Genomic DNA, 26,058 nt, shown 5'->3' on the forward strand with positions numbered 1-26,058 from the left:
ATTCAATTGTAAATAAATATATAGTTGAAGTGATTTTTTATTCACTGTGTTATGGGTGTGTAAAGTTCAATTATGTTGGGTGGATTAATGATTTTCATATAATAAATTGATATTTATAATAAATTTAAGTTATTGCTAAATTAGCCGTAAAAAATCAATGATTGCATATTGAATTGATATGGTTGTATATTAATTTATATAGCGATAGTCAATCATAGAGAGATAATAATGAAATTATTTATGTTTTATGTTGGTGGGAATGCTGGGAAATCAAACATTGAAGTACATGATGTACAGTTTGCCGCAGTCGATAAACCGGAAGAGGCTTGGCCACTATTACGAGATGCTTGGTTTGGTGATAAAGATAAAATTCATGTGGATGGGTATGCAGATGTAAATTGGGTTGATGGATTCGACATCAGTTTGAGCAAAGAGTCATCAGGTGGTGAGTATAAACTCTATTTTATCAATGTCGGAGGGTACACTTTATCAACACTTGCAGAATTGCATGAATTTGATTTGTTTGTGGCGAAAACGGCACAAGAGGCAAAACAAAAAGCCATTAGCCAATTATTAGTAGGGAGCCAGCAGCAACATAAAGACAATTTAAAAGATGTTGATGACTGTCTATTATTACAAAAAGTCGGTGAGTATTATATTCATTTAACTAAGAATGAAAATGGAAAAAAACCTTCGCCATTATGGCAAGGGTATTTACCGATAGGGACAAATAGCTGATTGATATTTAATAGCCAGTATATCGTAGATTTACTGGCTATATTTATTCAATGCCTTTTTATTGATTTTCTTGAGTGTTTACATTAGGCGTAATTTCAATTACCGCGACTTTTACCATATAGGTTTTATTATTCTCTCCTTTAGGGATCTCGGCTGTAATTTTCTTTAAAGCCTCTTCTGGCTGTGCTGTTTGAACGGATGTCGAAAACTGCACCATACCTTGATTACGACCCATATACTGACCCCGATAGTGAGTGTCACAAGGACGGTCATACTGTGTTTGGTTCTGTCCATTACACCATGGTCCGTTAGCGTTGCCGCTACGATGAAATCCATTACCATGATAGGCAAATGTTGAGAAACTAATGGCTAATAAACTTCCAACTAGAATAAGTGATTTTAAATTTTTCATTGTGCTTCTCCTCTATATTTAATTCTAGTTTGTCATCAAGGGTTTTTATTTCAATTCAATTTACTTAAATATAGGGATATTTCATATTTAGGACACAGTTATTCATTATTTCTTCACGGTGATAAAAATTTGTTAAATAGGTAATGAAATATGAATTTATTTTTACTTTTTAAAGGCTGCTTTTTATAAAATATAAATTTAAAAATGTAAAATCAATTAATTTCAATGACAAAAAACGTATAGAGCTTTTTGTGCGACATTGATCTCAGAGTGCTTATTATCAATAAAACAAAAGTGTTAACATAATGGTGTGTGCTAATCGCTGTAAGATAAGAAGGATTTAAGCGTGAAACGTATAAAAAGTAAGCTACTGATCGTTATTCTACTCGCCCTTGGGGCATTTGCTTATCAATTTTACACAACGATCGGTGATAGCGATGTCACTAAACAAGCTGAAAAGTTGATTGAAAGTAAGCTTGGTTCTACTGAACCATTAGTTTTTGAGAATGTAAACATCGTTCTAAAAAGTGAATTTAAAGAAGGCGAAAGTTATCGTGTTTGTGGTTCTTATCAAATCGCGCATCAAAGTGATAAATTGCCGTTTGTTGCCAGTGTTAATGTTCAGAATGGTAAATTTACAGAACATAACCAATTGATTACGAGTGATACACCAGAATTACGTGCAGCGATTGTAACATTGTGTGAAAAATCACAGTGATGCCTTATTTCACGCATTTCATGATTAGGGCGGCTATGTGTTTACCTGATTTTTCCCATAAAAAAAGCCAGTATAAATACTGGCTGCTATAAATTAGCAAAAGCAATGTAAATGAAAATTCGTTATATACAGTATCATATAACGGTAAAAAGAAAAGGGCTTTTGGGCAAAGTTGGTTAGCATAATCGCTAACTATGATCTTGATCAGTATTTGAAATTAACCAGAAACGTTTTTGGGGAGTACCAGCCTGATGAAAATGGCAGGCTGGTAAATAAAACGACGGAAATTAAGCCTTTAACCAATGACCGTGATGGAAGACATCTTCAACCAATTCATGCAAAACAATGTGTGCTTCTTTATCATCATGGAAACCTTTAGTGTCAAAGGTTGTTGCACCACTGTCATGTGTGATAACAAGGTTGCTACCAGGGTAGACTTCTAAAACCCTAGCGTGCAATTCAGCGGCAAATGCGTCATAGGATTTTTCGGCGAGTGTTGAAACGAGATCGTCAGAAACTTTAATGTGGATTTCCATATATTACCCTTTGATGTAAAAAGCAAATTAGCGATAAGTGTATTGTCATCATAAAATATTAGCAATAATCTTATTATGATGATACCAAAAAGATTATTTTGTGTGGGAATCTATCTAAAATGGCAAATCTAAATAAGTGATTAAGCTAAAATAAAAGTTAATTTATACTTAATTTTTATCTCTCAAGTCTATTCACTAAAATAATAAATATCCGAACTTAATTAACGATTTAATTTAAAAAACGCTTAATTTTATTTTCTTAAATATATTTTCATGTAATTAACATTTATTTTTTTTGATTAAAAAAAGATAAAGTTGGTTAAAAAATACCTTAATTTTAATCATATGATTAAAATTAAGTCTGACATCGTTGCGTTATCATTAATTCATTGATTTTAAATATTAAATTACTCATACATTTTGTATTGGTTAGCTTTTTTTACATCAGTATTAAGTCTTTCATAGAATCTGAACTAGAAAAAAATTTACAGAGAAAGCAAAAAAAATATAATCCATGGGTCTTGTTTAATAACATGGATTATACATGCTGAACCATTCATGGTTTGCGTTTTTATGTGTTTAATTACTTAAATGATATGGAGCTAAATAACTAACCGACTAATTACGTAATTAGTGGATACAATAAAAGGAGCATAATTTGATAGAATATATAAACTCAATCAGTAATTTTATTTGGACCTCAATATTAATTTATTTATTACTTGGCGCTGGATTATATTTTACAATACGATCTAAATTTATTCAGTTTAGACATTTTGGTCACATGTTTGGAGTGCTTAAAAATAGTACCCGTTCAGACAGCTCAGGTATTTCTTCATTTCAAGCATTGTGTACAAGTTTAGCCGCTCGAGTCGGTACTGGAAACTTAACGGGTGTTGCCATCGCTATTACAGCAGGTGGTCCAGGCGCCATATTTTGGATGTGGGTTGTTGCACTCTTAGGTATGGCAACGTCATTCATTGAATGTACATTAGCACAGCTCTATAAAACGAAAGATGATCAAGGCAATTATCGTGGCGGACCCTCTTATTATATGCAGAAGGGCTTAAAACAACGCTGGATGGGGGTCTTATTCTCTATTTTCTTAATCATTGCATTTGGTTTGGTTTTTAATGCAGTACAAGCGAACTCAATCGCACAAGCAACTGCTGTGGCATTTGATTTTAACCCACTCTATGTTGGAATTGCTTTAGTGATTCTCAGTGGCACCATTATTTTTGGTGGATTAAGATCAATTGCCAAAGTCGCTGAATTTGTTGTACCCATTATGGCGATTGCTTACTTACTGCTCGCATTTTGGGTGGTCGGGCAAAATATTGAGCGCTTACCCGATGTCTTTATGTTAATTTTCCGCAGTGCATTTGGCTTGCAAGAGGCCGCTGGTGGTGCACTCGGTTATGGGATTGCCCAAGCCATGACTCAAGGGATCCAACGTGGATTATTTTCGAATGAAGCCGGTATGGGATCTGCACCGAATGCAGCCGCATCTGCCTCACCTTATCCTCCGCATCCAGCTTCACAAGGCTATGTTCAAATGCTAGGCGTATTCCTTGATACCATTGTAATTTGCAGTGCAACCGCGATTATTATTTTAGCGTCGGGGGTATTAGATGGACCTGTAGATAAAATCAATGGCATTGAGTTGACTCAGATGGCGTTATCTTCCGCGGTCGGCAGTTGGGGAAGCATCTTTATTGCTATCGCAATATTCTTCTTCGCCTTCACCTCAATTATTGCCAATTATGCGTATGCAGAAAGCAATATGATTTTCTTGGAAAATAACCACACCGCAGGACTGTTTCTTTTCCGTTTAGCGACATTAGGAATGGTGATGTTTGGCGCATTAGGTGAGATGCCCCTTATTTGGAAACTTGCCGATGTTTCAATGGGCTTAATGGCGATCACTAACCTGATTGCAATTTTGTTGTTGTCAGGTGTCGCGTTCAAATTGGCAAAAGACTATAACCAACAATTGAGCGCAGGGAAGGTTCCAACATTTGATATAAATGATCATCCTGAACTGAAGAAACAGCTTAACGATGGTATTTGGGAAAAAGAGTCAGTGAAGCAATGGGTTAAGCATCAAGCTCATTAATTGATGATTAAACATAGGTATAAACGTAAAAGTGCCTGGGTGTATTCCTAGGCGCTTTTTTATTGAAATAAAGGGTGGATAAATATAAAAAACTTGCTTTATTGCTCTCAAAGCGTAAGGTTTTGAAGGAAAATTGTCATTGATATAAATGCGAAATAAGGTGTTGATTAGGAAGATGAAACTCGGGCGACATGCAGCAACCTTTTATGGGGTAGTCTCTATTTTATTGTGGAGTACCATGGTAGGGCTTGTGCGTAGTACAAGCGAAAACTTTGGTCCCATTGGCGGTGCCGCATTGATTTATTCCATTGGTAGCCTTGTTTTAGTGGCTGTGATGGGGTTACCGAAAATTCACCTTTTTCCTAAACGCTATTTGTTCTGGGGCGCATTTTTATTTGTGAGTTATGAAATCTGCTTTATTTTAGCATTAGGGCTTGCAAATAACCGTCAACAAGCGATTGAACTCGGGATGGTCAATTATTTGTGGCCGAGCTTTACGATAGCCTTAGCCGTCTTATTTAACCGGCAACGTTTTAGCGTATTGTTGATTATTGGCTTAATTTTGGCATTCGTGGGACTGCTGTGGGTAATCTCTGGGGACCAACCATTATCGTTGAACGCGATTTTATCGAATATTCAAAGTAACCCTCTTAGCTATGCCTTAGCGTTTATTGGCGCTTTGTTATGGGCGTTTTATAGTAACATCACGAAACGTATGTCTAATGGCTGCAATGGAATGGTATTGTTTTTTATTATGACATCCATTGGGCTATGGATGCTGTTTATATTCTCGACGCCTGCGCCATTTAATATCAGTGTGAACAGTGTCAGCTTACTGCTCGTTACGGCGATTGCAACTGGTGGTGCAAATGCGCTTTGGACCGTTGCAATTATCAAAGGTAACGTGGCTTTTCTTGGTACGCTTTCTTACTTTACGCCTGTGATCTCTACAGCTTTTTCGTCGATGTTATTGAGTACGGCGTTAACATTAGGTTTCTGGCAAGGGGTTTTGATGGTGACGATAGGATCAATAACCTGTTTTATCGCCACAAGACGATGATTTAATTTTGGGCACTAACCTTTTTGCAAGCTAGCTTATTGGGTGCATAGCGCACGCCAATAGCGGCAAAAATGAAAATAATACCCAGTAGCTGCACGCTTATTTGTTCTGGCAAGCCATGTTGCACAATGTCAATCACCACACTGGAAAGCACCTGACCACTTATCGCAAAAATAGTGGTGAGTGTTGCGCCCAGTAATGGCAGTATATAGCTGTTAATCATCACAAAACATGCCCCAATGACACCGCCAGCAAATGCTATAAGCGGAATATTCTCGTAACCAATTTTAAATGGTATTTGTGCGAACCACATGATAATACTCAGAAATAAAAAGCCCACAACATGATTAATAAGGGAAGCATAAAAGGCATTACTGACTTGAGATAGGCGTCCATTAAGGCTGCGGCTCAGGATAATACACATGCCATTAGACAGTGCAATCATAATAAAAAACAGTAACATATATTTATCTTCCCATAATGATCAATGTTGAGCCAACCAGTAGAAATAACACCGTGAGATAATCCTTCTTGGCTATTTTTCGCTGGGCTAATCCTAAAAGTCCCATATGATCAATCAGTAATCCTGCCACGATTTGCCCTGTTAGCATCAATACGATTGAGCCTGAAAGTGAAAGTGGGCTATTGACAGTGATAGCCGCGAGTAACACCGTAAAGGCACCAGGGATCCCGCCGAGATAACTCCAGCGAGGTATTTTGTTAGCTGGCTTTCCTTTACCAAATCGTTTTTTCACGACCAACCAAATCAATACAGCAACCATACTGCCGATTCCATGGGTTAGCCAAGAGGCTTGTAACGGCGAGGTAAACGTAGACAAATAACTGTTGCTCATGATCATCAATGTCAGTAATACACCTGAAAATACAGCAACTAGAGAAAGCGCAATATCTTTTTTCATTTTCATTAATTCAGGACGAGTGATTGGCAAAGTATAGGGATTGTCAGCATGAAGAAAAACCGCTATAAAAGAAAAACTCTGTTTCCTAAGGATTGACAATGACTGGCGTGGATTATGCATTACTGCCCATTTTTATCGCGATTGTAGAGCAAGGTAGTTTAACTAAAGCTGCAGATTCCCTGCATATGACAAAGTCGGCAATCAGTAAAAAATTAATGGCGTTAGAGGCAAGTACGGGGATCCGCCTGATTACTCGCTCGACATTTACAACTGACAGAAGCTGGAGAGCTTTATTATGCTTACTTAAAAAAGGCTCATCGGGCTATTGATGACGGTAACGCAGCACTTTCCCGTTACAGTGGTGCGGTAGATGGAACCTTAAAAATCAGTGCGCCAACCGTTTTTGGTCATCTTCATCTGACGGCTCTGCTACCTGAATTTCTGAAATGTTGGCCGCAATTGAATGCTGAGCTCGTATTTGACGATAAGCTGGTGGATTTAGTCGGAGAGGGGTTTGATATGGCAATCCGAATAGGCGAATTAAAGGATTCCTCATTAGTCTCGCGAACCTTATCCCCCTGTCACAGTGTCTTGTGTGCTTCCCCCATATGGTTAGAAGAACATGGCAGCCCCCAGAACCTTGAAGAATTAGCAGGACATAATTGCCTTTTATACAGTTATTATCAGGCGGGGCAAACATGGTTATTTACGCATCAGGGGAAAATGGTTCGATTTACACCCACAGGAAATTTCCGCGCAAATAATAGCTTAGCGTTGCACCAAGCTGCTTTACAAGGATTAGGTGTTTGCCAGCTACCTCAATTTATCGCCGCGCCCGACATCTTGGCTGGGCGATTAATAACGGTACTACCGGAATACCATTTACCGCAGCATCATATTTATGCAGTTTATCCAAACCGAGAGTTTTTGCCTAAAAAGGTGTCAGCCTTTCTTGATTTCCTACAAGAAAAGTTCGGAAAAACAAGTGGCTATCAGAGACTGTATGAGCTGAATTTATCGCAAGATAAGAAAGGTGATGAAAACGCCTAATGTCAGCAGCATCCTAACATTAGGCGATTAACAATAAGCGTTAAGCTAAGTTTTGTTCAGCAATAGGCTCATCTTTAGCCATAAATTTACCGATAAACATCGAGAGAATAAACGCAATAATACCTGGAATTAACCAGCCCATACCTTGTTCAAATAGTGGTAAATAGGCAATGAGATGCGCTTTTACCGTAACACTGAGCAGTTCCATATTATTGAGCGTATCAAGCAAACTCATTAGGACCACGACTGCAACAGTGATGCCGTATGTAACGCGTGGTGAAGCCATAAATTTACGCGCAAATTGCAAAAATACGATGGTAATGGATGATGGGTAGATCATCAATAATGCAGGGATAGTGACACGTAATAAGGTATCGAGACCAAACGTCGACACAATGGTGGTTAGCATGGTGAAAAAGACCACCCAAAAACGGTATCCTAAACGGTGATGGAATGTGGCGAAATAATCCGCACATGCGCTGGTTACACCCACTAAAGTGGTCATACTGGCCAGCAAGACAATCCCACACATAATCCAAGTACCAACGGCACCAAATAATACATCAACATAACGAGAGAAAATTTGTCCACCGTTGGTTGCGGTATTGGCGACTTGCTCACTGGTTGCCCCTAAATAGAATAGGCAGATGTATAGAGCGGCGAGTAAGCTTACTGAAATCAATCCCGCTTTAATCGTAATTGTGGCAACTTGACGAGGTTCGGTGATTTGCTTAGAGGCTAGAGCGCGAGCGACAATTCCCCCAAATGCCATCGCAGAAAGCACGTCCATGGTTTGGTAACCATCGATCACACCGCCAAAGAATGCAAATTCTGCATATTGCTTAACTGGTGCATTCATTTCAGAAAGTGGGTCAAGGACGACAGCGATACCCACAACGACTAATAAAACCAGTAGAGCAGGAGTCATAAACTTACCAATCGCGCTGATCATTGTGCCTTGTTTTAGCATAAAGAACATCGAGGTAAAGTTAAAAACCAATGCGAAGGTGAGATGTGAAAACGTATTTTTTTCAGCAAAACCTAATGGTAGGAAGCCCATTTCAAATGCGGTATTGGTGACCCTCGGCATGGCGAAGGTGGAACCCACAATTAAATAAAGTGCAACCCAGAAGATCACGGCGACCCATTTGGGTAAGTCAACGGAGAGTTTTTCCCCTCGACCTTTTACGGCAACGGTAACGAGGGTTAAGAATGGCAACAAAACACCCGTGATCAGAAACCCTAATGAAGTATTAAACCAGTCTGTCCCCGATTGATACCCTGCCATAGGCGGAAAGATGATGTTTCCCGCGCCTAAAAATAAGGCGAATACCATCATGCCCAGAATTAACATATCTTTAGTTGAAAACATTTAACTACCTGTTAGTGATGTCAGTTTTATTGTATTTGTCTATAGGTGACAATTTTTTTGAAAGACGCAGATAGTATCAAATTTGGAAGAGTAAGTAAGGCAAAGGATAAAATAGTTCTGAAGGGGGGATAGAGAATGGATATGCCAAAAAGCTAATGTAGAGGCATATCCAGCAGAATTGTATTTTTGTTTAGGGATTTGAGCTTTAAATGAGTAATTATTTAGACAATAAATTTATTTAATGCCACAGCAACACCATCACAATCGTTGGTTGATGTGACAAATTTCACTATTTCACGAATATGTGGTGCTGCATTTCCCATTGCTACCGAAACACTCGAATATTGTAGCATCGTGACATCATTATTCTGGTCACCGATGCTCATCACTTTATCTGGGGTTAAGGCGAGTTTGTCACACAGCACCTTCAGCGCAGAACCTTTACTGGCATCTTTATTCGAAATTTCGAGGAAATAGGGACTGGTTTTGATTAACGAATAATTTTCAAAGGTATTCTCAGGAATGTAACTGATACCCACATCGAGTTTTTCTGGGTGATCAATCATCATGATTTTGGTGAAACTGAGTGAGCTTTCCATTTCGTTCACGGGACAATACACCAGTGGAGTATTGGTAATGTAAGCGTCATGAATGGTGTAACGACTAATGTGGCGATTGGCGGTAAACATCGTGTTATCTGCAAGTGCATGCATATGGACACCAACGTTACTCGCTAGCTCTGCAAAATATTGATAATCTGCGAAATCCAGCAGGTTTTCATATAAATGGCTGCCATCATTGGCTTGGTGGATAACACTACCATTGTTACTGATACAGTAGTTATTGGCGGTGTCTAAACCAAGTTCTTGAAGGTAAGGCTGAATACCAGAATAGGGGCGACCCGAGGCGAGGACAATTCGAACACCTTGTTCATGGGCACGCGTAATGGCTTCTTTGACTACAGGGGAAATTTGGTGCTGCGAATTGAGTAATGTGCCATCTAAATCAATGGCGACCAGTTTGATTGACATCAACGCCTCCTAAAATAGAACTTTTACACGTACCTTACTCTGATTATCGAGAATGTAAATTATCGAAGAGGGCAATAAATAGATTGCTCAGTAAATAGGATGAGAATGCTCATGTTTTATCGCATTAAAGCTAAGGGCGGTTAATGCGCGTAAAACAAATTCACTCGTCATCCGTCGTGAGATGCAGCGGTTCTTTGATGTCCAATTGAATTTGGTCATTCTGCCGAAAATCAAACGGAGTAATGCCGTACTCTTTGCGGAACATGTAGGTAAAGTGAGATTGGGAACCAAATCCAAAATCTAACGCGATATCAAAAATACTTTGGCTGCTATTTCGTAATAAATTTACTGCGCCAGCGAGTCGGCGTTGGCGAATATATTTACCTAAGGAGATCCCAGTGACTTCCTTAAAGATTTTTTGCATGTGCCAAAGGGAATACCCTGAATAGGCCGCGAGCTCTTCCAAATGGATGACTCTGCCTAAATGCTCTTCGATCCATTTACTTAGAGCATTAACAAGTGCTACGTGGTTATCTTGTGCCATCTCAAATTCATTCTTATTTTACGGTAACCGAAGTATACACAACTTCATTTCACCATGACAAAGGTTGGTTGTGCGGTATAACAGATTTGTGTATGAAAAACAGGCAATCCTAGCAAGTTATTTATCAATAGCTGCAAAAATGAACAATTGTTTTCTTGAAAACGATGAATTGCCCATTTTACACAAACTAATCATCGTAATATTGATTAATATTGGCAGATTAAGTGACTACTAAGAACCCCTATATTTATGCGAAATATGCTATTAATCATCATCATTGTGACCATTTGTGCTTTTTTATACCTACTGGCGATGAATAATCTCTGCGATCAAGGTGGTGATGACTTTCAGCTTGGGATCTGCCGAGTGACAGCTTTGTTACCATTTTGAGTTTGCATTTTAGAACGTCTTACTAGATATTAGTTTGTTATTATTTGGAAACATCGTAAGACAGGCAGAAAGCCAGCTTCACAGTGGTGTAATTGCGGGTGGAGTTCATGCAAAAATTCAAATAAACTTGCGTGATTATCACAACTGTGGACGATAACAAAAGCTAGAGGACGAAAAGGTAAAGATATGGCGCAACAGACGCTCAAGCGCGGATTGAAAAACAGGCATATTCAGTTAATTGCCTTAGGGGGCGCTGTCGGTACAGGGCTATTTTTAGGGATAGCAACCACGATTCAAATGGCAGGGCCGTCAGTTTTACTCGGGTATGCACTGTGTGGTTTTATCGCATTTCTGATCATGCGCCAGTTAGGTGAAATGATTGTTCAAGAGCCTGTTGCAGGGTCGTTTAGCCATTTTGCATTTAAATATTGGGGTGGTTTTGCTGGGTTCCTTTCGGGGTGGAACTACTGGGTCATGTTTATTCTCGTCGGAATGACTGAACTGACCGCCGCAGGTAAATATATGCAGCACTGGTGGCCTGAGTTACCTATTTGGGTTTCAGCGCTGGTATTTTTCATTGCTGTGAATGCCATTAACCTCATTAACGTTCGTTCTTACGGTGAAACTGAATTCTGGTTTGCATTGATAAAAGTGGTTGCTGTCATTGCGATGATTCTATTTGGTTGCTACCTACTCTTTAGTGGTCACGGTGGTCCCCAAGCTAAAGTTAGCAACTTGTGGGAATACGGTGGCTTTTTTGCAAAAGGGTATAATGGACTATTAGTTGCTCTAGCAATTATTATGTTCTCATTTGGTGGATTAGAATTAGTGGGCATCACTGCGGCAGAAGCGGAAGACCCAGACAAGAGTATTCCAAAAGCTATCAACCAAGTGGTTTATCGTATTTTAATTTTCTATATTGGTTCATTGGCGGTGTTGTTGGCACTTTACCCATGGGTACAATTGGATGGTAAAACCAGCCCGTTTGTCTTGATTTTCCATGAGTTGGGCGATTTGCTAGTCGCAAATGCGTTGAACGTGGTTATTTTGATTGCTGCACTGTCTGTGTATAACAGTGGCGCATATTGTACAAGCCGTATGCTGTACGGTTTAGCTCAACAAGGCAATGCCCCTCGATTTATGGCACAAGTGAACAAAGGCGGCGTACCTGTGATGGCGTTGATTGTTTCGGGGATTGCGACGTCTGGTGGTATTCTGATTAACTTTGTGATGGAAGGCAAAGCATTTGAATTGCTAATGTCCTTAGTGGTCACAACGTTAGTGCTCAACTGGATTATGATTTGTGTGTCTAACCTGAAGTTTAGAGCCGCAATGAATAAACAGGGCATTGAAACCAAGTTTAAGAGTATTTGGTACCCATTTGGTAATTACCTGTGCTTAGCATTCTTGTCTCTGATCTTAATTATTATTCTGACAATGGATGGGCTGCGTGTGTCGGTGCTGATTATGCCACTATGGATTGCAGTCCTGTGGGTAGGCTACCAATTCTCCGGCGCTAAACAGCAAGGCATCGAAAGTAAAGTGTCATAACCTATTTGGTTAATCAAAGAGAATAAAAAACCGGTGATATTGAATCTACCGGTTTTTTTTGCGCTGCTTTTGGTGGTTAAATGAATCGTAGAAGCGAGTGGTTTACCACTGCCAGCGTAACCATGCAAATAGCACGTTACCATTATTGTAAGTCCCAGGAATGTAGGTAGCTTGAACAGACAGTTTGTCATATTCAATTGAAACTAACGGCAGCGGTGCAGGAAGCGGAATATAACTGTACTCTTCACGAGCGGTAATCCCTAACGTGAAACCAGCCCCCATACGGAAACCATCCATATCACCGGGGATCCACATTTTTTGGAAACCATATCCGACAATCGGTTCGACTTTATTATGAGAATCCATAAATGCCATTGCGTACAGTGCATGCCAATCATTATCTTCATCATAACGATATTTACCAATACCAAAACCCCATGGCTCTTCATTATAGGTATTGGTTTTTTCTTTATCGTACATAAAACGGTTATGCCAAGTGAAGAACGGGATATACAGCTCATACTTGTCAGAATCCCATGTGGTACTGACATTATTGGTGAATTTATCCCATAGACCAACTGACTGTTCTTCAGCCAATGCAGGTGATGACATGCAGATTGAAGCACCCAAAATTGCTGACGCGCTTACAACCAACTGTATGTTTTTATTAACTCTCATTGTAGATCCAATCTAGTTATATCTGATAAATAAGTAATGGTAGCCATTGACAATGATCACATCATTATCGCAATTGTAATAATTCTATTATCAATTATTTTAATAAAGATAAGCTAAATAAGACAGCAATAAATAGTTAAATTAGGATAATGACTATTGGGCGTGCAATTAGGTGCGTAAAATCAATTTGCTAAATCGATAAGTTTGATTAAATGGATTAACGTAATTCAATGATTAATTTAGTAAAATAAAAATTTGCATTTAAATGACAATTAATCGCATTTAATTTTTAAGTTTAATGGATCATTCACTAGTAATTGGCATGGCATATGAGACAATCCATTTTAAGTGATTATTTTTTTAACTTAATGATTTTAATTAAGTTAAAAAAATAAAATAAACGTAATATTACTAAGGTGAATTATCTTTCTGACGACAAAGGAGAGGGCATTAATGAGAGTGAATGCGTTAACGATTGCAGGAACGGACCCATCAGGCGGAGCGGGTATTCAGGCTGACCTTAAAGCCTTTTCCGCGCTCGGTGCATATGGAACCAGTGTGATGACTGCGCTGGTGGCACAAAATACGCGAGGCGTTCAATCTGTTCATAATATCCCTCCTGAGTTTGTTGCTGCTCAATTGGAATCTGTTTTAAGTGATGTGCGTATAGATGCAGCCAAGATTGGTATGCTATCAAATCGCGATAATGTACATGTCGTTGCTGAAGCTTTGAAAAAAACACCTGTTCCCTATGTTGTGCTGGACACCGTGATGGTTGCGAAAAGTGGTGATCCACTTTTATTACCGGATGCTGTAGAGACGTTAAGGTTGCAACTATTGCCGTTAGTTTCATTGATTACCCCCAATTTACCGGAAGCGGCTGCGTTACTGGATGAACCCATGGCACAAACCGAGCAACAAATGCGTGACCAAGGGAAACGGTTATTACAGTTAGGCTGCCAAGGTGTATTAATGAAAGGCGGTCACTTGATTGATACTGAAAGCCCTGATTGGCTGATCACGCCTGAAGGAGAATGGCGTTTCACTTCGCCACGGATTAACACTAAAAATACTCATGGCACAGGGTGTACATTATCGGCGGCATTGGCTGCATTACGACCACGTTATGCTGATTGGCAACAAACAGTCATTGAAGCTAAAGCTTATTTACAGGGCGCCCTTGAACAAGCAGACAGCTTAGAGGTTGGGAGTGGTTTCGGGCCCGTGCACCATTTTTATCGGTGGTGGTAAGGATATTAGGGGCTAGAAAAAAGAAATGGCTAGCTCAAGGGAGATTGAGCCAGCCAAGGAGGTGGTTCCTAGTCTTAATTTATGACTTTCTAGTTCTTCGTTTTCGAGAGTGACTATACGATATAGAATAACCAATTGATGTGATCTGTTGCATAAAATTGGATATTGAGTGCATTTTTTAGTGAGACTGTCAATAACGAGAATGATTCTCAACTAAAATAAAGCACAAAATGAGCGTTTTTTACACAAAAACATAAGAAAAAGCCCACCGTCATCGACCATGGGCTTTTATTCAGAAAACGTGGTGAGTGGATAGCAAGCTGCGCTATCCGAAAATTACGCTTTTTCGACTTGAGCTTGATGAGGATCACGGGTTGTCGTTCCCGCCAAATTACGGATTAACAAACCAAAATTAACATCCACATCTTCAGGAATTGGTAGGTAAACCACATGCCCATTACCTGGCGCAACATCCACGGATTCGCCTTTACGGTTGGTCAATGAATCCAGCGTAAAGACAATATTACCCGCGGGTGTCATGAGCTCTAAGCTATCACCGACGCTAAATTTATTTTTAACATCAACTTCCGCTAAGCCATTCACGCGGTTACCCGTAAATTCACCCACAAATTGCTGAGTATCTGAAACAGAATAGCCATACTCATAAGTTTGGTAAGCATCATGGGTATGTCGGCGTAAGAAACCTTCGGTATAGCCACGGTGTGCTAACCCTTCAAGCGTAGAGAGCAGGCTTGGGTCAAATGGCTTACCTGCAACAGCATCATCAATAGCGCGACGATACACTTGGGCTGTACGTGCACAATAATAGAATGACTTAGTACGACCTTCGATTTTCAGTGAGTGAACACCCATCTTAGTCAGTGTCTCGACGTGCTCAATAGCGCGTAAGTCCTTGGAGTTCATGATATACGTACCATGCTCATCCTCAAAGGCGGTCATGTATTCGCCTGGGCGCATCGCTTCTTCAATCATGTACACTTTATCAGTTGGCGCGCCTTCACCCAGTGTAGGTGCAACATTTTTCACTGGGATAGGCTCATGCATATGCACGATGTTGCCCACGTCGTCTTCTTTACCTTCTTGGACTTTATATTCCCAACGGCATGCATTGGTGCAGGTTCCTTGGTTCGGGTCGCGTTTATTAATATAGCCAGAAAGCAGGCAGCGCCCTGAATATGCCATACACAGTGCACCGTGTACAAAGACTTCAAGCTCAATTTCAGGGACTTGCTGGCGGATCTCTGCAATTTCTTCCAAGGAGAGCTCGCGAGATAAAATGACGCGGGTTAATCCCATTTGTTTCCAGAATTTGACGGAAGCCCAGTTGACGGCGTTTGCTTGAACCGATAAGTGAATATCCATATCTGGGAATGCTTCACGCACCATCATGATAAGTCCTGGGTCGGACATAATGAGTGCATCGGGTCCCATTTCGATCACGGGGGTCAGGTCGCGAATAAACGTTTTTAGCTTGGCGTTATGCGGGGCAATGTTGACGACCACATAGAATTTTTTACCAAGTTCGTGGGCTTCGTTGATCCCTTTAGCGAGATTCTCATGGTTAAATTCGTTATTGCGCACACGTAGGCTGTAGCGAGGTTGACCGGCATATACCGCATCGGCACCGTAAGCAAACGCATAACGCATGTTCTTCAAGGAACCTGCTGGGGATAATAATTCTGGTGTAAACATGTTAGTTCTCAGTCTGATGTCAGGTCAGCACCATGCCGGATGGCATGGTGTAAAAATTCGAGGGTGGGGATTTTAACGCTAAATGCGGGGAATGCCAAATTTCCCTTGTAAAAAATATGGTTATAATTTTGTTACAAGGGAATAGCTGAATTAGATATCGTCCCAGCGATAGCCTAAACCGTAGATAGAGCGAATAAATGTTTTTTCGTTATCTAATGATTCCAGCTTACGGCGTAAATTTTTTACATGGCTATCAATCGTTCTGTCTGTCACCACACGGTGGTCGTCATATAAAATATCCAGTAATTGATCCCGAGAAAAGACGGTACCTGCATTATCGGAGAGAAATTTTAGCAGACGAAACTCCGCGGGTGTCAGTTCCAGTAATTTGTCACCGTAACGAACTTGAAAGGCATTTTCATCGATAATTAATTGGGTTTCATGGTGGTTTGCTGAAGTCGATGAGCGTTGACAGCGGCGCAAAATAGTTTTCACGCGAGCGACAACTTCTCGAGGACTAAATGGCTTACAAACATAATCATCAGCACCAATTTCTAATCCTAACAAACGGTCAATTTCTTCCGTTTTTGCTGTCACCATAATCACGGGGACGTCACTGAATTGACGCAGCTCACGGCAAACCGAAATGCCATCAAGCCCCGGCAGCATTAAATCTAACAAAATGAGGTCGGGGAAATGTTTTTGGACATAAGGGATCACTTCATCTCCGCGCATCAGTAGCGCAGGGACATAGCCAGAGGCTTGTAAATAATCGAACAAGAGCTGTCCCAGCTTGGGTTCATCTTCAACAATCAAAATATGGTAACTATTTGATTCAGAAAAGTTTTTCTCAGGCAAAGTCACTATTCAGTCTCCAAAGTCGCGATGGGAAGTTGAATGGTCACCTTCACGCCGCCTAGTGTGGAAGGCGCCGCAGAGATAGTACCGTTATGCGCTTCGACAATATTATAGCAAATGGCAAGCCCTAAACCTGAGCCGCCACTCGCACGGTTGCGAGATGCTTCAACACGATAAAATCGCTCAAAGAGGTGCTGACATTGTTCAACGCTCAGCCCTGGGGCACTGTCTTCCCATTCAATAATGAGTTGTTGATTTTGTTGCGTTACGCTAACGGCAATCTTACCGTGTGGATCCGTATAACGCAGACTATTTTCCATCAAATTATAGAATAGTTGGTTTATGCGGTCAGGGTCAGCAAAGAGGGGAGAATGGCTAGAAAACTGAGTGTTTAATGTCAGTTGTCTATCTTCCAAGCGCCATTTAGCTTGCCCTAAATTCATCTCAATAATGGGAATAATATCGATGGATTGCATGCGATATACTAAGGAACCGCGATCGGATAAGGAGAGCTGGTGTAGGTCATTGACAAGCTTGATCAGCGTCTGTGTTTCATTGAGTAATGAGTTTATGGTTTCTGGAGTCGCTTGGCGAACACCATCCTGCACGGCTTCAAGTTCACCACGTAAGACGGATAGTGGGGTGCGTAGTTCATGGGAGATATCGGCCATATAATCACGGCGCATCTGCTCATTTTTTTCGAGTGTAGAAGCTAGGTGATTAAAATCCTTGGCGAGCTGTCCCAATTCATCTTGACCAACCTCAGAAACCCGCGCACTGAAATCGCCTTTTGCTAATTGGTGAGTGCCTTCCAATAACCGTTTGATGGGCTTTAAGAATCCGCGAGCCAAAAAGAGGGTAACTAACAGTGCAACAAATAGCGATAATCCTGCAATTAGCCAGCTAATATGCATCTGTTGAGTATCGAAACGCTGGTCTAACTGATTACTGATGCCACTTTCATAGCTGGCAATCAGCCAGCCTACCGTTGTCCCTTGGCTAGTTTTTACGGGAACTCGGATCACTTGCTCTGGAGGCCGTTCTCGCCCCCAAATAAGGTTATCTTTAGCATCAAAAACCCAAAACATCCCGCGCATACGCTTATGTCCATGCCCTGGACCTGGACCTGGACCTGGACTCTGATGTTGGTTATCAACATTGCGTAAAATACGGAAAAACATGCGCTCATCACTCGCAAGAAATCGCCAACTTCCCTCTTCCTCATATTGTTCAGCGAGTGCGGAGGAAAGTAGCTCAGCACGTTGCTGGTCGTTCTCTTTGATATAGTCAATAAAGCCGTGCTGAAACCCCATACGCACCCCTTGGTGCATTATGACAACCAGCAGCAAACAGGTGGCAAAAATCGCGATGAACAAACGGGTACTAAGGCTGGTAAGTTTAAGCTTCATGGGTTTTCTCCTGCACAGAATGCGCTGAACGTGAGAAACGCTGTCTTAGGCTATCAAAACTGAGGTACACCACGGGGGTTGTAAATAGGGTCAATAGCTGGCTCATGATTAGCCCGCCCACGATGGCGATCCCCAAGGGCTGACGTAGTTCTGCGCCGTCACCGGTGCCTAACATCAAGGGGAGTGCACCAAAAATCGCTGCAAGCGTGGTCATGACGATAGGGCGAAAACGCAATAGGCTAGCGCGTAAGATGGCTTCGCGAGCGGATAAGTGGGCGTTACGTTGTGCTTGGAGCGCGAAGTCCACCATGATAATGGCATTTTTCATGACAATCCCAATGAGTAACATAATCCCAATTAAAGCAATCAAGCTAAATGGCGTATCAAACAATTCAAGGGCTAATAATGCCCCCACGCCTGCGGAAGGCAGGGTGGAAAGAATCGTAAGCGGGTGAATATAGCTTTCATACAAAATACCCAATACCAAATAGACGGTGACAATTGCTGCTAAAATTAAAAATAACTGTGATTTTAACGTTTCTTGGAATACCTGAGCGGTTCCGGCAAAAGTGCCTCGTACGGTAGAGGGGACACCCAGTGATGTCATGGTTTTTTCTACGGCATCAATTGCATCATTTAAGGTATAGCCATCCGCTACGTTAAACGAGATGGTGGACGCGGCAGATAATCCTTGGTGATTCACACTCAGCGGCGCATTGGCGGGTTGCCAGCGTGCAAAATAGGAAAGGGGAATGGCGTCTCCCTGTTTGTTGACCACAAACATTTTATCCAGTGAGCTCACGTCTTGTGTATATTCGGGTGCCACTTCCATCACCACTTTATATTGGTTCATCGCTTCATAGATAGTGGAGATCTGTCGCTGACCAAAGGCATTGTTGAGCAGATTGTTCGCATCACGCACATCTATCCCCAGTTGTGCCATCAAATCGCGGTCATAGGTTAATGCCATCTCCGCGCCTTTATCTTCTTTATCGGAGTTCACATCGGTTAACTGAGGTAAATCCCCTAGAGCTCGGCGAATAGCGGGCTCCCATGAACGTAATGCATCCAGCTCATCGGCTAACAGGGTAAATTGATAGCTAGCTTCGGATTGACGTCCTCCCACGCGGATATCTTGCACGGGCATCATAAATAAGTTGGCACCGGGTTCTTTCGCCAGTTTCATGCGCAAGCGGTTAATCACGCTGTTAGCACTCTCTTTGCGCTCATCCAGTGGCTTTAAGGAGATAAACATAGAGCCACTGTTGACGCGGCTGCCGCCCGTAAATCCAGTGACGCTATCCACGGCAGGATCCGCTTTTACTTGCTGCATAAAGCTCGTCATTTTTTGCTTCATTGACTGGAATGAGATGCTTTGGTCTGCACGGACAAAACCCAGTAACCGCCCAGTATCTTGTTCTGGGAAAAAGGCTTTAGGAATTGAAATATACAGATAAACATTTAAACCAATAGCTGCAATTAATACGGCTAATACACTGCGTCGATGAGAAAGTACCCAATTTAACGTGACGCCGTAACTTTCTTGTAGCCGAATAAGCACTCGACCAAAGCCTTGGCGCTTAGCATTAACTTTATCATCTCTCTTTTTCAGTAAATGTGCACACATCATCGGGGTTAATGTGAGGGAAATGATCAATGAAATCCCAATAGCGGTCGAGAGTGTGATGGCGAATTCCCGGAATAAGCGCCCGACTAGCCCGTCCATCAGGAGTAAAGGAATAAACACGGCGACTAAAGAAATACTCATGGAGACAACGGTAAAACCCACTTCAGAAACCCCTTTAATGGCGGCAATAAAGGGCTTGCGACCATTTTCGATATGCCGTGAAATGTTCTCCAAGACCACAATGGCATCGTCCACCACAAAGCCGGTTGCAACGGTCAGCGCCATGAGTGATAGGTTATTGAGGCTAAATCCGCATAAATACATTGCAGTAAATGTGCCTATTAGCGAAACAGGCACGGCAATAGCCGGAATAAGCGTGGCACGACCAGAGCGTAAAAAGAGCAGCACGACGAGAATAACAAGCGCGATCGCAATCATTAATGCCCTTTCTACTTCCGCAAGGGAGGCTTTAATGGTCGGTGTTCTATCTTGTGCGACTTGAAGATCGATGGCGGCAGGGATCATGTCCTTAAATTCAGGTATTTCTTCACGAATGCGTTTTACAGTCTCAATGATATTGGCACCCGCTTCTCGACGAATAATAATGAGGATCGCAGGTTCACCACTGGACATTCCCGCAGCTCGTACGTTCTGTACCGAATCTTTTACCGTTGCCACATCACTGAGTTTAACGGCATTACCGTTACTGTAATGGACAATAATCGGGCGATAATCTGCTGCTTTTTTCAGTTCATCATTGGTCTGAACTTGGTATCGGTTATCTGGGTTATTGATATAACCTTGGGGTTGACGCACATTGGCGCTACTGATTGCAGAGCGGACTGCATCCAGAGAAACCCCTTGATTGAATAATGCCGTGGGGTTGAGTTCCACTCGTACTGCGGGCAGGGAGCCACCACCCACAGTCACTTCACTGACACCTTCAATTTGTGCAATACGTTGTGCTAAGCGTGTCGATGCCACATCGTACATTTCCCCAGTGCTTAGGGTATTTGATGTGAGCGTTAAAATCATAATGGGGGCATCAGACGGGTTCGATTTATAGTAACGCGGGCGGCTTGGCATGCCGCTAGGTAATAGGTTTTGCGCTGCATTCAATGCAGCTTGTACTTCACGGGCGGCATTATTGATATCTTTTGTGAGATCGAACTCTAAGGTGATAGTGGTACTCCCTAACGAGCTGCTGGATGTCATCTCATTTAAGCCTGCGATACTGCCGAGTGAACGCTCAAGTGGGGTCGCAATCGAGGATGCCATTGTTTCTGGTGATGCACCGGGAAGTGACGCTGACACTCTTATTACTGGGTAGTCGACCTGTGGCAGGGGCGCCACAGGTAAAAATAGAAAGCTCAATGCACCGCATAAGGTAATGGCAACACTGATTAAGGTGGTTGCCACCGGACGGCTGATGAATAAAGCAAAGAAGCGTTTCATTAAGACTCCTGTGCCTTGCGCTCACGACGATTAAAGCGATGGGCTAAGCGGTCAAACATCAGGTAGATCACTGGGGTGGTGAAGAGCGTCAAAATTTGGCTCATGATCAGTCCACCGACCATACAGACTCCCAACGGTTGGCGTAATTCCGCACCCACACCCGTGCTTAACATCAGCGGTAATGCACCTAATAAGGCAGCCATCGTGGTCATCAGGATTGGACGAAAACGCAGTAAACAGGCCTGATAAATCGCATCATATGGGGATAAACCTTGTTCACGCTCAGCAGCAAGCGCAAAGTCAATCATCATAATGGCGTTCTTTTTCACAATTCCGATCAGCAATATAATACCGATGATGGCTATTACATCTAGCTCATTTCCTGCCATCATTAAGGCAAGTAGCGCCCCGACCCCAGCGGTTGGCAGAGTGGATAATATAGTGATTGGATGAATAAAGCTTTCATACAGAATGCCCAACACGATATACATGGCGATGATCGCGGCAAAAATAAGCCAAACTGTGCTACTCAATGCCGCTTCAAAGGCGAGTGTTGCCCCTTGGAATTGCGTGGTGATGGATTTTGGCATGGCAATGTTTTTTTCTGCCAGCTTAACCGCGTTAACTGCGGACTCTAATGAAGAGCCCTCTGCGACATCGAAAGAAAACGTGACGGAAGGGAACTGATCAAGGTGATTGATGGCGAGAGGGCCATAACCTTCTTGAATATTCACTAAGGTGTTGAGCGGCACCATGGCGCCATCCGTCCCTTTCAGGCGAATATCATTCAGTGCATCCATTCCATCACGGGTTTGGGTGTTATGCTCTAAAATAACGCGATACTGGTTCGCTTGGGTATAGATAGTCGAGATCATGCGCTGGCCAAAGGCGTTATACAGGGCATTATCGATATTTGACATCGTAATGCCAAAACGACTTGCGGTATCCCGATCCACATTCACATAGGCGACTAACCCTTTGTCTTGCCAGTCACTACTGACATCCACAAGTTCGGGTTGTTGGTTAAGGGCGTCAATTAACTTTGGTACCCAAGTACTGAGCTCATCGAGGGAGCCGGCTTGCAGTGTAAACTGATACGGGGTACGAGAAACTTGTGTATCAATGGTTAAATCTTGTGAAGGTTGTAGATAGAGGTTTACTCCTGCAACATTGCTAGTGGCTTGCTGTAGGCGGGGAATAATGGTGGGTACTCGGTCATCACGTTGATCAAGGGGCTTCAATGTGATTTGAATACGGGCATTATTTAGCGTGGCATTATTGCCATCGATTCCCACATAGGTGGTGACGTTTTCAACGGCAGGGTCGGACAGAATAATTCCCGCCACTTCTTGCTGTTTTTTCGACATAGCCGCAAATGAAATGGATTGGCGACTCTCAATAGTGCCCTGAATAATACCGCTATCTTGCAGTGGGAAGAAACCTTTCGGGATCCACATATACAGCAGCACAGTCAGCACCAAGGTTCCTAGTGCGACACACAGTGTTAGCCATTGGTGGTTAAGAACGCGTTTTAACCATACTCCATAGCCCGCAATCATCCATTCAAAAAAGTGCTCGCAGGCGATTTCAAAACGGTTATGTTTATGCTGGGATTCTGGCTTGAGTAAGCGAGCACACATCATTGGGGTGAGTGTGAGGGATACCACGGCAGAGATCAAAATCGCCACCGCCAAGGTGATCGCAAATTCACGGAATAGACGCCCGACAATGTCTCCCATAAACAGCAGTGGGATCAGCACGGCAACCAATGAAAACGTCAGCGAAATAATGGTGAAGCCGATTTCTCCAGCGCCTTTTAATGCCGCAACGACAGGCTTATCGCCTTGTTCAAGATAACGGGAGATATTTTCAATCACCACGATGGCATCATCGACGACGAATCCCGTTGCGATGGTGAGTGCCATTAACGTCAGGTTATTGACAGAGAAACCACAGAAATACATCACCGCAAAGGTGCCGACGAGGGATAGCGGTACGGCAATACCGGGGATCAATGTCGCGATACCATTGCGCAGGAACAGGTAAATCACCATGACTACAAGGGCGATGGCAAGCATCAATTCAAATTGAACATCATTCACGGAGGCGCGTATCGTACTGGTGCGGTCCGTTAAAATATCCACGTTGACGGAGGCTGGCAGACTTTCAATGAGCTCAGGCAGTAAGGCACGAATGGTGTCTGTCGTGCTAATGACGTTAGCGCCGGGCTGGCGCTGAACATTGATGACAATCGCTTGCTGGCTATTTGCCCATGCACCGAGGTAAGCGTTTTCTGCTCCTTGTTCGATAGTTGCAATATCACCAAGACGTACCGGCGCGCCATTTTGGAATGCCACAATCAGCTTGCGGTAATCATCAAGCGACTTCATTTGGTCATTGGCAGATAAAGTTACCGCACGAGTTGGACCATCAAAGCTCCCTTTTGCGGAGTTGACGTTAGCGTTATTAATCGCGGTACGAATCGTTTCGCTATCTAGCCCTTTAGCCGCCATGGCTTGGGGATTAAGATTCACGCGGACAGCAGGGCGCTGCCCACCGGCTAAGGTAACCAAACCGACACCCGTTACTTGAGATATTTTCTGCGCAACGCGAGTTTCAATAATATCTTGTACTTGAGTCAGCGGCATGGCATCGGAGGTGACGGCTAACGTTAAGACAGGGGGATCCGCAGGATTCACTTTATTGTAAATCGGTGGATACGGTAAATCAGAGGGTAATAAGCTGGTGGCAGAGTTAATTGCCGCTTGGACTTCTTGCTCTGCAACATCTAAAGGGAGCGAGAGCTGGAACATGAGCGTGATCACCGACGCGCCACCAGAGCTGCGTGATGACATTTGCTGTAAGCCAGACATTTGACCAAATTGTGTTTCCAACGGAGCGGTGATCGCCGATGTCATGACGTCAGGGCTGGCCCCCGGATACAGAGTGACGACTTGGATTGTTGGATAGTCAACTTCGGGCAATGCAGAAACAGGTAAAAAACGGTAGCCGATGATCCCTGCCAGTAAGATTGCCACCATAAATAATGTGGTCGCCACTGGACGCAGAATAAAGAGGCGAGACGGACCTCCGCCTTTAAGGGATTCAGGCTGCATTAGGCTTTCTCCGCACTATTGCGAGGTTTTCTCTCTACGGAAGCGGACTTTTTCTCGATGGATGACGCATTAACAACCTCCACCTTCGCGCCATCCGTGAGCTTATCAACCCCATCGGTGATGACTTTGGTATTGGCGGATAACCCACTTTCAATGACCACTTGCTGACTGTCTTGAATACCTACGGTGACAAGATGCTTCGCGACGGTACCTTCATCATTCAGAACCCAAACGTAGTGCCCTTCATTCCCCATTTGCAGGGCGGCGGTTGGGATAACGACTGCATTTTGTAACGTTTCTACTTGCATTTTGACGTTGACAAATTGGTTCGGAAACAGCTTTTGCTCTTCGTTGGTAAAGCGTGCTTTAATTTTGAGTGTGCCTGTTGCGGGGTCAATTTGGTTGTCGGTACTCAGTAATTCCCCTTGGGCAATCATAGCAATATTGTTGCGATCCCACGCTTCAATCAGCACTTTTTTACCCGCAGCTTGTGCTTGCTGTATGGCGGGAATATCGCCTTCAGGCAAGGCGAATAGAACGTCGGCAGGTTGTGTTTGGGTGATCACGACAATAGGGGTGGAAGTACCCGAAGAGATAAAGTTACCAACATCAACCTGTTTTAAACCCACCCGTCCAGCAATAGGGGCAGTGATTTTGCTGTAAGTCAGCTGCAGTTTGGCATTGTCGACGGCAGCTTGGTCAACTTTAATACTGCCTTCTGCCTGTAAAACCGTGGCACGTTGATTATCCAGCTCTTGTTGCGAAATGACTTTAGTACCTGCGAGTTTTTGGTAGCGAGTGAGATCTAAACGGGCATTGGCTAAGGCGGCTTTATCTTTTGCCAACTGACCTTCTGCTTGAGCGAGTTGAACCTCGAAAGGGCGAGGGTCAATTTGTGCTAATAAATCACCGGCTTTAACGGATTGGCCTTCAGTGAAGTAGATGTGCATTAACTGACCTTCAACGCGGCTGGTCACCGTCACCATGTTGGCGGCTTGCACGGTTCCTAAACCGGATAAGAAACGCGGAACGACTTTTTCTTGTGCCGTAGCAAACTGCACTGGGGCTAAGGGACGAGACGGTCTTCCACCTGCTTTTTTCGCTTGTCCACTCGGTGTTGCACTCGCTGTTGTTGGTACTTCATTTTGATTATTTTTATGGTAGACATACCACGTTGTACCAGCTACTGCGATTATCGCAACAAACAGGGCAGATCGAGTCCAAATTGTACGGCGTTTCTGTGTCGTCATGGTGGGTCATTCGCTTAACTCAAAAGAGTGGGTAAAATCCGTCAGGCTATAGGCTAAAAAACTAACGAAAAAGAGTTAGTTAGACATAATAATAGTTTAACTTGATAGGTACAAAGAAAAATGGAGGAATTATGAATAAGTGTCAATTTATGTACGTCCTGAGTATGCGTATATCTACTTGCCGTGACGTACCTATTTAATCAGCGTTAGTGCTAAATAAGTTTAGGACATAATACAATATAAACAAAAATCATTCTTCACCT

The 26,058-nt window shown here is 42.7% G+C and carries 23 protein-coding genes; 9 read left to right on the top strand and 14 right to left on the bottom strand.

What is annotated here, in order from left to right; translation table 11 throughout:
* Positions 1-228: 228 nt before the first annotated feature.
* Entirely contained in the window at positions 229-738 is a 510-nt protein-coding gene (locus tag PR795_RS12165; RefSeq protein ID WP_036961353.1) for a DUF1543 domain-containing protein, read from the top strand.
* Positions 739-796: 58 nt separating this feature from the next.
* Here PR795_RS12165 and PR795_RS12170 read toward each other — a convergent pair whose 3' ends face one another.
* Positions 797-1,150: a hypothetical protein gene (locus PR795_RS12170; RefSeq protein ID WP_006658940.1), complete on the bottom strand. Its 354-nt coding sequence runs from the start codon at positions 1,148-1,150 to the stop codon at positions 797-799.
* A 346-nt stretch (positions 1,151-1,496) separates the two neighbouring features.
* Here PR795_RS12170 and PR795_RS12175 point away from each other — a divergent pair, with 346 nt between their 5' ends.
* On the top strand, positions 1,497-1,868 hold the full coding sequence (locus PR795_RS12175) for a hypothetical protein (RefSeq protein ID WP_006658939.1): 372 nt from the start codon (positions 1,497-1,499) through the stop codon (positions 1,866-1,868).
* 287 nt (positions 1,869-2,155) lie between these two features.
* Here the strand turns inward: PR795_RS12175 and PR795_RS12180 are convergent, their stop codons facing one another.
* Positions 2,156-2,404, bottom strand: a complete 249-nt coding sequence (locus PR795_RS12180; protein ID WP_006658938.1) for a DinI-like family protein — start codon at positions 2,402-2,404, stop codon at positions 2,156-2,158.
* A gap of 658 nt (positions 2,405-3,062) precedes the next feature.
* On the opposite strand from PR795_RS12180, the gene PR795_RS12185 reads away from it, so the two are divergent.
* Together PR795_RS12185 and yddG are read left to right on the top strand one after the other, a co-directional pair.
* Positions 3,063-4,520, top strand: coding sequence for an alanine/glycine:cation symporter family protein (locus PR795_RS12185; protein ID WP_036961359.1), 1,458 nt, complete (start codon positions 3,063-3,065; stop codon positions 4,518-4,520).
* Between the two features lie 175 nt (positions 4,521-4,695).
* Positions 4,696-5,580: an aromatic amino acid DMT transporter YddG gene (gene yddG / locus PR795_RS12190; RefSeq protein ID WP_006661580.1), complete on the top strand. Its 885-nt coding sequence runs from the start codon at positions 4,696-4,698 to the stop codon at positions 5,578-5,580.
* Position 5,581: 1 nt separating this feature from the next.
* On the opposite strand, the gene PR795_RS12195 is transcribed toward yddG, so the two are convergent.
* Together PR795_RS12195 and PR795_RS12200 are read right to left on the bottom strand one after the other, a co-directional pair.
* Positions 5,582-6,043: a DMT family transporter gene (locus PR795_RS12195; protein ID WP_181479989.1), complete on the bottom strand. Its 462-nt coding sequence runs from the start codon at positions 6,041-6,043 to the stop codon at positions 5,582-5,584.
* Positions 6,044-6,047: 4 nt separating this feature from the next.
* Positions 6,048-6,500, bottom strand: a complete 453-nt coding sequence (locus tag PR795_RS12200; RefSeq protein ID WP_272516856.1) for a DMT family transporter — start codon at positions 6,498-6,500, stop codon at positions 6,048-6,050.
* Between the two features lie 98 nt (positions 6,501-6,598).
* Here PR795_RS12200 and PR795_RS12205 point away from each other — a divergent pair, with 98 nt between their 5' ends.
* Positions 6,599-6,829 carry a LysR family transcriptional regulator gene (locus PR795_RS12205; protein WP_232373683.1) on the top strand — a complete coding sequence of 77 codons (231 nt, stop codon included), beginning with the start codon at positions 6,599-6,601 and terminating at the stop codon, positions 6,827-6,829.
* A gap of 88 nt (positions 6,830-6,917) precedes the next feature.
* Positions 6,918-7,550 (top strand): substrate binding domain-containing protein, encoded by a 633-nt coding sequence (locus PR795_RS12210; protein ID WP_232373840.1) that lies wholly within the window; start codon positions 6,918-6,920, stop codon positions 7,548-7,550.
* Between the two features lie 40 nt (positions 7,551-7,590).
* Here PR795_RS12210 and brnQ read toward each other — a convergent pair whose 3' ends face one another.
* From brnQ to PR795_RS12225, 3 genes are all read right to left on the bottom strand, one after another.
* Positions 7,591-8,922: a branched-chain amino acid transport system II carrier protein gene (brnQ, locus tag PR795_RS12215; RefSeq protein ID WP_181479987.1), complete on the bottom strand. Its 1,332-nt coding sequence runs from the start codon at positions 8,920-8,922 to the stop codon at positions 7,591-7,593.
* A 221-nt stretch (positions 8,923-9,143) separates the two neighbouring features.
* The gene (gene yidA / locus PR795_RS12220) at positions 9,144-9,953 is read right to left on the bottom strand and encodes a sugar-phosphatase (RefSeq protein ID WP_006658931.1); all 810 of its coding nucleotides are present in this window, start codon (positions 9,951-9,953) and stop codon (positions 9,144-9,146) included.
* Between the two features lie 160 nt (positions 9,954-10,113).
* Entirely contained in the window at positions 10,114-10,497 is a 384-nt protein-coding gene (locus tag PR795_RS12225) for a helix-turn-helix domain-containing protein (RefSeq protein WP_006658930.1), read from the bottom strand.
* A gap of 258 nt (positions 10,498-10,755) precedes the next feature.
* Between PR795_RS12225 and mgrB the strand changes: the two genes are divergently transcribed.
* Positions 10,756-10,887, top strand: a complete 132-nt coding sequence (gene mgrB / locus PR795_RS12230) for a PhoP/PhoQ regulator MgrB (RefSeq protein WP_006658928.1) — start codon at positions 10,756-10,758, stop codon at positions 10,885-10,887.
* Between the two features lie 186 nt (positions 10,888-11,073).
* Entirely contained in the window at positions 11,074-12,438 is a 1,365-nt protein-coding gene (locus PR795_RS12235) for an amino acid permease (RefSeq protein WP_006661585.1), read from the top strand.
* Positions 12,439-12,540: 102 nt separating this feature from the next.
* On the opposite strand, the gene pagP is transcribed toward PR795_RS12235, so the two are convergent.
* Complete coding sequence (pagP, locus tag PR795_RS12240; protein ID WP_006658925.1) at positions 12,541-13,116, bottom strand: lipid IV(A) palmitoyltransferase PagP; 576 nt, start codon at positions 13,114-13,116, stop codon at positions 12,541-12,543.
* A gap of 453 nt (positions 13,117-13,569) precedes the next feature.
* Between pagP and thiD the strand changes: the two genes are divergently transcribed.
* Positions 13,570-14,367, top strand: coding sequence for a bifunctional hydroxymethylpyrimidine kinase/phosphomethylpyrimidine kinase (thiD, locus tag PR795_RS12245; protein WP_181479986.1), 798 nt, complete (start codon positions 13,570-13,572; stop codon positions 14,365-14,367).
* A gap of 336 nt (positions 14,368-14,703) precedes the next feature.
* On the opposite strand, the gene trhP is transcribed toward thiD, so the two are convergent.
* The 6 genes from trhP to PR795_RS12275 form a co-directional block, all read right to left on the bottom strand.
* Positions 14,704-16,080: a prephenate-dependent tRNA uridine(34) hydroxylase TrhP gene (gene trhP / locus PR795_RS12250; protein WP_006661587.1), complete on the bottom strand. Its 1,377-nt coding sequence runs from the start codon at positions 16,078-16,080 to the stop codon at positions 14,704-14,706.
* Between the two features lie 150 nt (positions 16,081-16,230).
* Positions 16,231-16,944, bottom strand: coding sequence for a two-component system response regulator BaeR (gene baeR / locus PR795_RS12255; protein WP_181479984.1), 714 nt, complete (start codon positions 16,942-16,944; stop codon positions 16,231-16,233).
* Positions 16,944-18,347: a two-component system sensor histidine kinase BaeS gene (baeS, locus tag PR795_RS12260; protein ID WP_154629381.1), complete on the bottom strand. Its 1,404-nt coding sequence runs from the start codon at positions 18,345-18,347 to the stop codon at positions 16,944-16,946. Before baeS ends, baeR begins: the two co-directional genes overlap by 1 nt.
* Positions 18,337-21,429: a multidrug efflux RND transporter permease subunit MdtC gene (mdtC, locus tag PR795_RS12265; RefSeq protein ID WP_036975598.1), complete on the bottom strand. Its 3,093-nt coding sequence runs from the start codon at positions 21,427-21,429 to the stop codon at positions 18,337-18,339. The genes baeS and mdtC overlap by 11 nt, the downstream gene beginning before the upstream one ends.
* Positions 21,429-24,545, bottom strand: coding sequence for an MdtB/MuxB family multidrug efflux RND transporter permease subunit (locus tag PR795_RS12270; protein ID WP_006658918.1), 3,117 nt, complete (start codon positions 24,543-24,545; stop codon positions 21,429-21,431). The genes mdtC and PR795_RS12270 overlap by 1 nt, the downstream gene beginning before the upstream one ends.
* The gene (locus PR795_RS12275; protein ID WP_036979435.1) at positions 24,545-25,795 is read right to left on the bottom strand and encodes an MdtA/MuxA family multidrug efflux RND transporter periplasmic adaptor subunit; all 1,251 of its coding nucleotides are present in this window, start codon (positions 25,793-25,795) and stop codon (positions 24,545-24,547) included. Before PR795_RS12275 ends, PR795_RS12270 begins: the two co-directional genes overlap by 1 nt.
* Positions 25,796-26,058: the final 263 nt, after the last annotated feature.

Source organism: Providencia sp. PROV209, assembly GCF_028479485.1.
In the GTDB taxonomy this organism is placed as follows: Bacteria; Pseudomonadota; Gammaproteobacteria; order Enterobacterales; family Enterobacteriaceae; genus Providencia; species Providencia alcalifaciens.